The sequence below is a fragment of the Rosenbergiella nectarea genome, assembly GCF_900111105.1.
Taxonomy (GTDB): Bacteria; Pseudomonadota; Gammaproteobacteria; order Enterobacterales; family Enterobacteriaceae; genus Rosenbergiella; species Rosenbergiella nectarea.
On sequence record NZ_FOGC01000002.1, the window covers coordinates 153,929 to 166,433 of the forward strand.

The 12,505-nt window shown below is 47.4% G+C and carries 9 protein-coding genes and 2 pseudogenes; 9 read left to right on the forward strand and 2 right to left on the reverse strand.

The window, feature by feature from the left end; all coding sequences use genetic code 11:
• Nucleotides 1-119 precede the first annotated feature (119 nt).
• The 3 genes from BMX14_RS03600 to uilS all read left to right on the forward strand — a co-directional run bounded on the left by BMX14_RS03600 (nt 120) and on the right by uilS (nt 4,345).
• Complete coding sequence (locus BMX14_RS03600) at nt 120-1,292, forward strand: pectate lyase family protein (RefSeq protein WP_177173073.1); 1,173 nt, start codon at nt 120-122, stop codon at nt 1,290-1,292.
• Between the two features lie 619 nt (nt 1,293-1,911).
• On the forward strand, nt 1,912-3,396 hold the full coding sequence (locus BMX14_RS03605; RefSeq protein WP_092672927.1) for a PhoPQ-activated pathogenicity-related family protein: 1,485 nt from the start codon (nt 1,912-1,914) through the stop codon (nt 3,394-3,396).
• An 88-nt stretch (nt 3,397-3,484) separates the two neighbouring features.
• Nucleotides 3,485-4,345, forward strand: a complete 861-nt coding sequence (gene uilS / locus BMX14_RS03610) for a UilS family quorum-quenching N-acyl-homoserine lactonase (protein ID WP_092672930.1) — start codon at nt 3,485-3,487, stop codon at nt 4,343-4,345.
• Between the two features lie 95 nt (nt 4,346-4,440).
• Here the strand turns inward: uilS and BMX14_RS03615 are convergent, their stop codons facing one another.
• Complete coding sequence (locus BMX14_RS03615) at nt 4,441-4,716, reverse strand: hypothetical protein (RefSeq protein ID WP_143056378.1); 276 nt, start codon at nt 4,714-4,716, stop codon at nt 4,441-4,443.
• A gap of 539 nt (nt 4,717-5,255) precedes the next feature.
• Nucleotides 5,256-6,764 carry an L-lactate permease gene (locus BMX14_RS03620; RefSeq protein WP_092673435.1) on the reverse strand — a complete coding sequence of 503 codons (1,509 nt, stop codon included), beginning with the start codon at nt 6,762-6,764 and terminating at the stop codon, nt 5,256-5,258.
• A 299-nt stretch (nt 6,765-7,063) separates the two neighbouring features.
• Between BMX14_RS03620 and BMX14_RS03625 the strand changes: the two are divergent.
• The 6 genes and pseudogenes from BMX14_RS03625 to crtY all read left to right on the forward strand — a co-directional run.
• Nucleotides 7,064-7,874 (forward strand): annotated as a pseudogene (locus BMX14_RS03625) (RNA-guided endonuclease TnpB family protein); the annotation flags it as partial.
• Nucleotides 7,875-7,885: 11 nt separating this feature from the next.
• A pseudogene (locus BMX14_RS03630) lies at nt 7,886-8,449 on the forward strand (MFS transporter); the annotation flags it as partial.
• A gap of 9 nt (nt 8,450-8,458) precedes the next feature.
• Entirely contained in the window at nt 8,459-9,073 is a 615-nt protein-coding gene (locus BMX14_RS03635; protein WP_092672939.1) for a YtfJ family protein, read from the forward strand.
• 91 nt (nt 9,074-9,164) lie between these two features.
• Nucleotides 9,165-10,073 (forward strand): polyprenyl synthetase family protein, encoded by a 909-nt coding sequence (locus BMX14_RS03640; protein ID WP_092672942.1) that lies wholly within the window; start codon nt 9,165-9,167, stop codon nt 10,071-10,073.
• 9 nt (nt 10,074-10,082) lie between these two features.
• Nucleotides 10,083-11,363 carry a glycosyltransferase gene (locus BMX14_RS03645; protein WP_092672945.1) on the forward strand — a complete coding sequence of 427 codons (1,281 nt, stop codon included), beginning with the start codon at nt 10,083-10,085 and terminating at the stop codon, nt 11,361-11,363.
• Nucleotides 11,356-12,504, forward strand: a complete 1,149-nt coding sequence (gene crtY, locus BMX14_RS03650; protein ID WP_092672948.1) for a lycopene beta-cyclase CrtY — start codon at nt 11,356-11,358, stop codon at nt 12,502-12,504. The genes BMX14_RS03645 and crtY overlap by 8 nt, the downstream gene beginning before the upstream one ends.
• Nucleotide 12,505: the final 1 nt, after the last annotated feature.

Here is a 12,505-nt window from a genome sequence, read left to right on the forward strand (position 1 = left end):
GATCATTACTTAATTTAATTTTCAAAAATTTTATATCACGAAACCTCTTCAGTCGCTTCTTGTAAAACGGCGACTGGCATGTTGTACCTATGTTTTTATATTAAATATTGGAGAATAGATTGAAACCGAATAAATACATAGCAATTAGCACTTCTAGTCTTTTCTTATTATGTCTCTCAGTCGCACAAGCTGAAACGTTACCCATTACACAACTTATCGTTAAACAAGGCAAAGAGGTCGCTCCAAGTGACGGTTGGGCTGGGCAAGCAGGGGGAACAACGGGGGGGAGCCTAGCATCATGGAAGAATATATATACTGTCAGCTCAGCACAACAATTACGCGACGTAGTTAATGCGGCAGCAGACCAGCCGAAAATTATCCAGATTAAGGGGACAATTGATATTAGCAATGGTATACCTTATAAAAACTTTGCTGACCAAAAGAAACGGAGCCAGTTGGCGGTTCCGGCAAATACTACCCTAATCGGTATCGGTAAAGAGGCAAAATTCATTCATGGCAGCCTACTCGTCAATCAGGTTCAGAATGTTATTTTGCGTAATTTTACGGTTGAGATGCCTGTCGACGTCGCCCCGCATTACGAGCAAGGGGATGGGTGGAACGCAGAATGGGATGGGATAACGATTGAAGAGAGTCAACATGTCTGGGTTGATCATCTTACTTTGACAGATGGTAGCTTTACCGACGATCAGTACAAACAAAAAGACGGTGAAACTTGGACTCAGCACGATGGTATGTTGGACATCAAACGGGGTAGTGATTTTGTGACTATCTCGTGGAGTGACTTTAACCACCATGATAAAACCATGTTAATCGGACATAGCGACGGCAATGGCGCACAAGATACGGGCAAACTTCATGTCACCATTCACGACTCGGTGTTTGAACTAATCGAACAACGCTCGCCGCGAGTGAGGTTTGGCCAAGTACATAGTTTTAATAATCTTTTCATGGGGGATGCAGGATCACGCGTACCAGCTTATCGCTACCAGTACAGTTACGGGGTTGGTGTAAAAGGCTCCATCATTTCTGAAAATAATCAATTTTCGATTAATGGCCTATCTGATAATTGCAAAATCGTGAAGGCTTTCGGTAAAGATGGAAATAGCTTCAGTGATAAAGGGTCTTATGCGGGCAATAGTGCTTGGCTAGGGGGCACGAAGTGCGCAGGGCTAAGCGTTCCTAAATGGAAAATCCCCTATACCTATAGGTTAATCGCTGTATCGCAGGTGCTCCAGCGGGGAACGACGCAAGCAGGTGCTGGAAAGATGTAAGTCATTTCATCATTTATCCCAGCATAGTTCTGGGATAAATTCATTAGCTAAACAAGTCTATACGTTCCGCATCACGCGACTGCCACGATGATCCTACTGTAGAGAATCGGCAGGAACGATTATCGGCAACTCACATCGTGGTTCGAAACCCAATCAGTTTGTAGCGGGATCTCACTCTGGGCGCAAAGTCAGTGAAATACCTTACGGATACGCTTTATAATCTTTCCCTTCTCTTCGCAACGAAAGCTATCCCGCATCATAGGTTTTTGCTTACTACTAGTATTCGTCTTATGGCAGAACAGTGAAGGCCCGCTAAAAGGACATGGTAGCGACCCGTTATATGTCAGGTACCCGTAACGGATCGAGAAACGGTTTAGCGACTGAGTTTCGGTGAGTTTGCTATCAACTCATGTATGGCCGGCGATTTTGGCGCCTAGTTAGGTACCGAAAAATCTGTTCATGCCAGAAAATAAGCGGGGTGCTTACTATTGAGGAGAGGACGAGACAGTGTGATTCGTCTTTGAGATAGGCAGAAATTCTGCTGCTATCTCAACGCTGACGGCCACGATGGCCAATAGCGAGTGATGAATTGAGATTAGCGTGAAGAAGGAGTTTCTTGATGAAAATAAAAGTGTTAGCGCTGGCGATGTTCGGTATCGCGCCTAACTGTTTGGCATTATCTGCCGGTGTTCCCACTCAAAATACCCCACTGACGCATAGTATATCTGATTACCGTATAGCGCTTGCGGCATACCCTCTCGATTATTCCTTGTTGGAAAAAAAGCCGCTACCAGGCGTGATGTTACAGAGATATAACTTGAACTCACAAACATGGTCGCAGCAAGGCGTCGTTACGCCGCAACGTTGGCAGAATGAGGTGGATATCTATATTCCTGATTCAGCCAGAAAGAACAATGCACTGGTGGTCGTTAACAACGGTAGCAATGCTAATGCTTCCGGGACTCCCGTCGTGCCGACTAACTTTAGCGAAGACGAACTTTCACGTATTGCGCTCGATACCCGTACAGTTGTGATATCAGTCAGTAATGTTCCTAATCAATTACTGACTTATCAGGGCGAACCCACAGCACTGGGTGAAGATGACAGCGTGGCCTATTCTTGGAAACTGTTTTTCAATGATCCTCAGAAGTATTCTAATGCATCCCTCCATATCCCCATGGCAGCGTCAGTCTCGCAGGCATTTAGGCTGGCAAAGCGAGAGCTTGCTCCCCTTACTATTACGAAATTTATCCTAACCGGCGCCTCTAAACGGGGTTGGGCCGCGTGGCTTACCGCGTTGTCAGATCCAGATGTTGATGCAGTAGTACCTTTCGTCATGGACTTGTTGGATACCCAACAGTCGCTCGAACATATGTATCGGTCTTATGGAAAAAACTGGCCAATCGCCTTTTATCCCTACTATAAACAGGGCGTTGACCAGCAGATTGGCTCGGATAACTTTGCAAGCTTGATGACGCTTGAAGATCCTCTCACTTACTTGAAAACTGATTTGGGTAATCGACTCAACATTCCGAAATATATTATTAATGCCAGCGGAGACGATTTTTATGTCCCTGACAACAGTCATTTCTATTATGACAAGTTACCCGGCGTAAAGTCCTTGCGAGTTGCCCCAAACTCCACCCATAACGGTATTCTTTCCGTTGCAGAAAAATCACTGGTTACCTTTGTTAACCGCTTTCAAAATAAGCAAAAACTTCCGCTTATTACAGAAGCCTTGCAGGTTAGCAAAGAGGGGAAAAAAGCATTGGCAGTCAGTTTTTCAGAGAAACCACTGACCGTTTTACAGTGGACAGCCACTAACCCAGTCGCCAGGGATTTTCGCTATGCCTGCGACATCAGATACCGTTCTACGCCGGTTAATAGGGTCGGCAGCGAGCAGCTGAGCATTCCGCTACTTTCTCCAGAAAAAGGATGGCAAGCCACCTATATTGAAGCAACCTTTAACGATGGATATGTGGCAACATCGCAAGTTTATATCACGCCAGACGATGAGTATCCGCAAGTCGCGCCGCCATCGACAGGAGGAGCCTGTCAGACGCTACCTGGTCGCGGAATTAATTCCGTGTCAGTGAAGCCTTAATACTTACCTTATTCAGCTCTGCCGATTGAGCGACGATCGTTGTCGGGTTGGCAGACTTCTTGTTAACGCTAAAAGGACGATTATCTTTATGGACATTTCTACACATAAGCTTTCTAACGGCATCGTTTTAACGCTTCGCTCTCCCACCGGTGGTACCAAAAATCCGCTGATTATTTTGTGTCATGGCTTCTGTGGAATCAGGGATATTTTACTCCCTGATTTTGCTGAAGCCTTTACCCACACTGGCTATTCGACTATTACCTTTGATTATCGGGGGTTCGGAGACAGTGACGGCGAGCGTGGACGTCTGGTTCCTACTCAGCAGATTGATGATATACATTCTGTGGTTAACTGGGCTAAAGAGCAGTCTACGCTCGATGCACAGCGTATTGGCCTATGGGGAACTTCCTTTGGAGGATGTCACGTGTTTGGCGCCGCGGTTAACGATCCAGCCATAAAATGTATCGTTAGTCAGTTAGCGTTTGCGGACGGTGAGGACATTGTTACAGGAAAAATGAGTGCGACAGAGAAAGAGGCTTTTATTTCAACTCTGAATAAGATGGTCGACAAGCAAAAGCGTACCGGCAAAGAGATGTTCGTCGGTATTAACCGCGTACTGAGTGATGCCGAATCGACATTATTTTTCGAAGAAAACAGAGCCCTGCACCCCAAAATGGACATCAAGATACCGTTTCTGACCGTAAGGGAAACCCTTCTATACAAACCTGCACTGAATGCCGCGCAGGTCACCTGTCCGACCTTGATTGTGATTGCAGGCCAAGACAAGGTTAATCCGCCTGCGCAAGGGCGAGCTTTATTTGATGCGGTAAGGAGCCAACAGAAAAGACTCTACGAGGAAAGTGATGCCCGACACTATGATATCTATACCGGGGAACACTTCAAACGGGTGATCGCTGTTCAAACTGAATGGTTTAGAAAGCACTTATGATGTAAATGAAGACGCCTTGTCTCATCACCTATAGGGTGTTCTGAAATTATGTTACTTATTTCTTGAGTCTACTTAACTTCGTGCGGAGACTCGCTTTAGTCTGGTTGCATGAACGTTTTAGTCTCAAGAGATTTTTTTTCAAATTCTTGATCAGTCAGGAATATAAAATCGCTATGGTTAATAATAAGCACCAAATCCTTCATTTCTCCTTCAAGAGAAAATAGTTGAGCCCTATTAATATCATCGAGTTTTACTGTTGCGCCAATATAGTGAGCGAGTAAATAAATAATACTTTTATTTTCAATTATTTTTCCGCTAGGAAGGCTAAATACAATTTCAACGTCTGGTAATATTGAGATAATTTTTGGCATTAAGTCACCTTTCAGAGAATACCCGTCAATCATACTCCGTAAGGGATGCTGCTGCATCAACAAATAGAGAAAAGTTACATCACTTTTTGTGATATTGCGGCGAATAAATAAAATTTTCTAGACAAAGTAAGCCAGTAGACATTTAAAAAATAAATTAACTCTATGAAATTAATCAGTAAAATAATCAGTAATAGCCTGGGAGATAGTTTACCCAAGAATCAGATGAATTTTTTATTGATAGAAATGATCTAGGGCTTTAGCTATTTTGATAGAGAATACCTTGCTTAGAGTGAACGAAACATTAGTTTTTTTCACTCTTGAGATGTAAACCGTTAGCATATAGATCACGAGGTGAAGATACAATCCTTATTAGCAGGATAAAATTAGATTATCGATTGACCTGGGGGCAGTATTCATTTATCAGGGAAATTAAAAGGGATATTAAGGATATTATTATTTGATAAGCCAGCAAAAGCTGGCTTATCAATGTATATCATCAATATCGATGATAAATGTGAGTGATTTATTTCCAAGCACACTCAGAGCGTATAAAGCAAACCAATCCCTAACCCCAATAAGAAAATATAAAGTAAACAATACTTCAAGGTGGTAGACATTATTTGGCCGCTAAGATGCTCTAGTTTACTGGCGGAAACGGCAATCGCGATACTCTGCGGTGAAATCATCTTACCGCCTGTTGCCCCCGCAGTATTTGCGGCGGCGAGCACGTGGGGATCAATCCCGAGTTGTTGCGCCGCAGTAGCCTGTAGCTTACCGAAAAGCACATTCGCATTGGTATCACTGCCGGTGATAAAAGTGCCTAGCGCGCCAATCACGGGTGAGAGGAAGACATAACCAATCCCCGTGGTCGCGACCAATGTGGTGGCGATCACGGTGATCATTCCGCTTTTATCCATCACGGTGGCCATCGCGACGATGGCTAAAATAGCGACAATCGACTTCTTGAGTTGGCAGAGTGTGGCGAAGAATAGGCTGAGCATCTCTTTCGGCTGGCTACCTTGAATCGCTCCGCCGATTAGAGAGGCTAATAGTATCAGCACGCCAGGAGTGGTGAGCCATTCAATTTTTAATAGTAGCGTATCGGTGGAACTCAATGGGAAATTAATTTGGCTGTAAAAAGCCCCTAAACTCTGCTTAATGGCGGGGAAGAGGGGGGAGCAGAGGACAATAAAGATAAAGGTAAAGAGGTAGATCAAACTTGCCTTAAAAAGTGTAGGGAGTGCGACACCTTGTGGGGCGCGGTCGTTTTTTTGGTAGCGAGCAAGCACAATGGTAACGATCAAGCCGCCTAAACTGCCGGCGAAGGCGGGTAGCTCTGCACCTAAATAACGTGCCACAACGTATTGTGGGAGTAACGAGGCAACACCACAACAGAGTGTGATCCAAAATACGCCACGGATTGCCTTTATCCCTCCGCCAATGATTGCTACCAAGACAAAGGGGAGGAGGATATTAAACGCGGCTAATTGCAGGATGACATGCGTACTTAACGTTTGTACGGCTAAGCCCGTTTGTTCGGCAAGCATAATCACAGGGATGCCTACTGCACCAAAGGCCGTCGGAACAGTATTCGCAATTAAAGAAACGACAGCGGCTTTAAGCGGTGGTATGCCTAATGCGATAAGAATACCGACGGGGATCGCGACAGCGGTTCCATAGCCAGCGACCGCCTCTAGGAATCCACCAAATCCCCAAGCGATAATTAAGACTTGTATCCGTTTGTCATCACTGATAGCCGCTAAAGCCTGCTTAATCACCGTCATGCTACCGTTACCAAGCATAAGGTTGTAACCATAAATCGCGGCAAAAATGACGATCACAATGGGCCATAGCCCTTTAGCGGCACCATAGAGCGAGGCGACACTTAAGGCTTGTAGGGAGAAATCAAAGTGCCAACCGGCAATGCACCAAGTGATCAGGAGGGTGATGAGAACGGCGTAATGCACCGCGACTCTTAACATCAAAATAAGAATAATCAATAAGGCAAGGGGGGTTACTGCTAGGAAAAAGGAGAGTATATCCGTCATCATTTTCAATTCCTTGAACAAGGCGAGCAAAGATTAACCGCTAAAAAACTATACGGGAGTTGCAGCCTCTCTTTATTGATTTATGGCATAAAGACGAGTGTTGGCATAGATAAAGAGTGGATTTCCGCTCTATTTGTAGTGATAAGTTGATAACGTGGCGATAAATTTTTCCATGGTTTGAGAGACACCTCGCAGTAATTTTTAGCGATGCTTCAATAGCGCCCATTAAGGTGTCAGGTCACTCATCAAGTTATCGCTACCGACTCTCTGACACGCCGCTTGCTTGGTTGCTCTTTTACGCTATCCAACTCCCCAAAATCTCGCCTATTCGCGCCAACATCCACCGAGAAATCATCGGAAAGGTTTCAAGCATAACTGTCACGCTATCCCCGACAGGCAAATATTATGCCTTCATTCTTTCCGATGATGGTCTTGAAGCGTCTATTAAGCTAACGTCAGTAACAGGCTATGATATTGGCCTGAAAGATTATCTTATCCGCGATGACGGAAAGACAACTGCCAACCCTCGCTTTCTGGTCAAAGCCTATCGCCGCCTACGCCGTGACAGTAAAAGCTTGTCTCGCAAAAAACGTGGAAGCAGTAACCGCAAGAAAGCAAGAAAAAACTAGCAGCACAACATGAACGGGTTGCTAACTCCCGTGCAGATTTTCAACATAAACTTTCACGCTCAATTATTGACGAAAACTAAGCGGTAATCGTGGAAACATTGAAGTCTGCCAATATGATGAAAAATCGCCGCCTTGCCCGACATATCGGGGATGCGGCATGGTCTAAATTTGTCGAAAAACTCGCATACAAAGCGGAATCGGCAGGGGTTCACTTAGTCAAACTGGAACAGTGGTTTGCAAGCTCGAAAACATGCCATTGTTGCGGTCACAAAATGGCAGAAATGCCGTTGAAGGTGCGCCAATGGCAATGTCCTATCTGTCGTAATAACCATGACCGCGATACAAATGCGGCGATGAATATCAGACAGAAGGGCATTACCGATTTAATGGCGGCAGGACTTGTCGTCAAAGCCACGTAGGCTTGCGCAAATCTGGCTCTGCGCCAGTTGCAGCCGTTGAAGTGGGAAGCATCGCCCTTTAGGGCGGTGAGCAGTCACTTGGATGCCCAAGTCCCTGCAAGATACCTTCCATTATGATTTACACGCGTTATGGTATGTCGCCATGATCCCATGGCGCGGCGCGGCACCCACCGTACTGTGTGGTGGCAGGATCAGCGATTATCTCCTAAAACGCTTCCAACGTTTACGTGTTGCACGCAATCTGTTCGCGGTAATCAGTCTGGCGGGGGCGGCAAGCTGCTTCCCCGCCATCCCTTCAGTCGGATCGGCGACGGCGGTTATCGCGTTAATGACCCTGGGGAATGCTTTTAATGCACTGATTAATAATATCTATTGCTCGGTCGTGATCGATGTGACACCGAAATCTTCAGTCGGCGCTTACAGTGGGATGACGTTAGCGATTGCCAATAGCTCTGCGATTATTTCGCCCATGCTGAGTGGCGCGTTGGCGGAGTATTATGGCTACAATGCGATATTTTGGGTAACAGGAAGCTTTGCATTGTTCAGTCTCTGTGCGATGGCGTTTCTGCAACCTGAAAAGCGGTTAATCGGCCGACGGTCAGCGGTTTCTCATTCCATGACTTCGCCTCAGTTATGAGAGTAAGCTATGCTTAACGCTGTGATCCTAGCTAAAGCGTACTCATTAATGAAGAGAGTTGGCCGTAAGATAGCCTTGATTATCGGGCTGTCTTTTCTTGCTCAGACGGCAAATGCCGAACTTCCACGCGTCGGAAGCCTATTACCTGCCGTTACCGTGGAACGGGGTGGAGAAATTATTCTCAGTGCAGACGAGGAGACACGTCAACCCTGGCAGCCATTGAGGCCCCACTCACGACCACAATTGATTATTCATGTTGCCGGGCGTTTGGCGGCCAAACAACAGCTGGATCCCGTCGTCGCACGACTTGCTCGCACGCAGTGGGTCAATCAACAGGTCACCCTGACGACCATTGTAAATACCGACGACAGTATTTGGGGCAGCCGGCCTTTCGTTGAACACAGCATTGTTACTAGCAAAAAGCACTCCCCGGCCAGTCATTTTATTTTGGATAGTAGTGGCGTGGTGGCTCACCAATGGCATCTACACCCCAAGAGTGCCGCAATAATCGCGACCACGGGTCAGGGGCAGGTTATTTTTTTCCAACAAGCGCCCTTTTCTGCGGCAAGCATTGAGCAGCTTCTCAACCGCTTACAGCAGACGGTGAAAAGTGATTTAAATTAATCTTTTCACTAACAATTTACACTGGGTCAGCTACGCTTAGAGTAATGATAAATACTCTATTTTTTTAACCTGTTTGTAATAAGGGGCGGCTATGTCGATCGGTAGTAAAAATAGCGAAGGAAGGGTGACCGATCCGATTACGCTCACCCTTAGCGCTATTGAACAGCGATTAGATCAATTACTTCCTAACCCATCTGAGCGCGAAAAAGTCAGCTTAGCAATGCGCGAGGGGACGTTGACGCCGGGTAAGCGTATTCGGCCACTGTTACTGCTTTTGACGGCGCAAGATTTGGGATATCAATCGTCCCAACAGGGGCTACTCGATTTCGCCTGCGCCATCGAAATTGTCCATGCAGCCTCGCTGATCATGGATGACATGCCTTGCATGGATAATGCCCTAGTACGTCGTAGCCAGCCCACTGTGCACCGAAAATTCGGTGAGGCGGTGGCATTGTTGGCGGTGGTGGCATTGGTGAGCAAGGCGTTTCAGATTATCAGTCAAGCCGAAGGGATTAGCGATTCAGCCAAAAATTTAGCGGTTGCCGAACTTTCACATGCCATTGGGGTGCAGGGACTGGTCGAAGGGCAGTATCAAGATTTAAGCGAAGGGGAGAATCCGCGTAGTCCTGAAGCGATCGCCCTGACCAATCACTATAAGACCAGCACACTATTTTGTGCAGCCTTACAGATGGCGGCTATCGCGGTGGGTGCGAGTGAGGCGACGCGTGACCAACTCCGTCACTGCTCCTTTAACCTCGGCCAAGCCTTTCAATTACTCGATGATTTATCCGACGACTCGCTGCTCACTGGTAAAGATCCCCATCAAGATCTTGGTAAATCGACGTGGGTCAATGTGTTTGGCGCGAGAAAAAGCGAAAAGCAGCTGCGCGATCATCTAGGGTATGTCAGCCTACACTTTTCGCAAGCTTGTCAGCACAGTCGTCAAACTCAGCAATTTGTCGAACAGTGGTTTGCACAAAAACTCGCTGCGGTGGGCTAGGAAACGTCGATGAGTCATTATGCGGTGATCGCTCCGCCCTTTTATAGTCACCTCCATGCCCTTGAACAGTTGTCGCTGGCATTAATCGAACAAGGCCACCGTATTACTTTTTTTCAACAGGCCGATGTCCGTAGCCTGGTCCGTTCTTCGGCAATTGGCTTCTATGCATTGGGTGCGAAGAGTCATCCAGCTGGAACGCTACGTCAAACGTTATCTTTGGCGGCGAAACCCTTTGGACCCTCAATGTTTCGGCTGATTGACGATATGGCGAAAAGTACCGCGTTATTTTGTCGTGAGTTGCCAGCGGCCTGCCGAGCGTTATCGATCGATGGGTTAATTGTCGACCAGATGGAGCCAGGTGGCGCGCTGGTGGCTAAGAAACTGGATCTCCCCTATATCTCCGTAGCCTGTGCGCTACCCTTAAATCGCGAAGCGGGATTACCGTTAGCCGTGATGCCGTTCACCTATCAACAAACGGCGCAAGCTTATAAGCGCTATGAAACCAGTGAGCGTATCTACGATTGGATGATGCGTAAACATGACGACGTCGTGGCGCAGTATGCGCAAGCCTTTGGCCTTAGCGGGATAACCCAATTACATCACTGCTTCTCGCCGTTAGCGCAATTGAGCCAATTAGTCCCAGAACTCGATTTTCCACGCCATCAGTTACCCAAGCACTTTCATTGTGTCGGCCCCCTGCGGGCGAAGACCAAAGTAACCGCCCGTGCGTCAGCGACAGATCCTCAGCGCTGTAAGGTCTATGCGTCACTAGGCACCTTGCAAGGGCATCGCTATTCGGTGTTTAAAAAGTTAGTTGCCGCCTGCAAGCATGCTCAGGCTGATTTACTGATCGCCCATTGCGGCGGATTAACCGCTGGACAAAGCGCAGCGTTAGCCAAGACGGCAGGGGTCGAAGTGGTGGATTTTGTCGATCAACCGCAGGCAATCGCGGCCGCGGATGTCACGATCACCCATGGGGGAATGAATACCGTTTTGGACAGCATTCAACACTTAACCCCGTTATTAGTGATACCGCTGGCATTTGACCAACCTGGCGTCGCCGCGCGTGTATTACATCACGGGGTGGGGCAGAAGTTATCACGTTTTGCGAGCAGTAAATCTTGGGGGGAGCAACTGAGCCACTTACGAGAGCAGCCGGAGATACAGTCTACGCTTCTACGGCTACAACAAGCGATTTGCCAAGCCGGGGGCAGCGGCCACGCCGCCTCATTAGCCAGTCAAGCGTTGCGCTCTGGACAACCGGTCGTCGCCAGAGGTGAACATGGCTGATTACGATCTGATTTTAGTCGGTGCAGGTTTAGCCAATACGCTGATCGCTCTTAGGCTTAAAGCCAAACAACCTCAGCTTTCGTTACTGCTTATAGAAGCCGACGAACAGCCGTTAGGCAATCACACCTGGTCATTTCATCGCGATGATTTAACCGACAGCCAATTCGCGTGGATACAGCCTTACATCGGTTATCGCTGGTCGGGTTATGATGTCCGCTTCCCCAAACTACATCGAACGCTAGGGGGGGGATATTTTACCCTGACCTCCGAGCAGCTCGCCGCGCAGCTTGCCGAGAGTCTATCCGGACAGATCATGACCGGTTCACCCGTTAAAGCGCTCAGTGAGCACTCGGTCAAATTAGAGGATGGGCGAGAAATTTTTGCTCACGCCATTATCGATGGGCGAGGATTCCGACAAGATAAGTCGATGGCGATTGGCGTACAGGCGTTTGTCGGTCAAGTTTGGCAGCTTACTGCGCCCCATGGACTCACGCGGCCAATTCTAATGGATGCCACGGTCGATCAGCAGCAAGGGTATCGCTTTGTTTATACCTTACCGCTGACAGACGATCAGTTATTGATCGAAGACACACACTATATCGATCACGCCGATCTGTCCTTAGATCGCGGACGAAACAATATTAGTGAGTATGCTGAGGATCAGGGCTGGCAACTGGCGACCTTACTGCGCGAGGAGCGCGGTAATTTACCGATCACCTTAGCAGGAAAATTTACGCGTTTTTGGTCGGGCCAACCTATTGCCGCCAGTGGCTTACGAGGAAATCTCTATCATGCCACCACTGGCTATTCACTCCCGCACGCTGTGGCATTGGCCGACGAGATCGCAGATATGTCGTGTGTAACCAGCTCTTGCTTACGTTTACTCACTTACCACTTTTCACGCCAATCATGGCGAAAGCAGCGTTTCTTTCGCCTATTAAATCGTATGCTTTTCCTTGCCGGCCCTGCGACGCAGCGCTGGGAGGTCATGCAGCGGTTTTATCGTCTCAAGGCCCCACTGATTACTCGCTTTTACGCGGGACAACTAACGCTTTGGGATAAACTTCGTCTTGTCAGTGGCAAACCTCCCGTACCGGTGATCGCCGCGATAAAAGCCATTATTACACCGCTTATAAAATGAG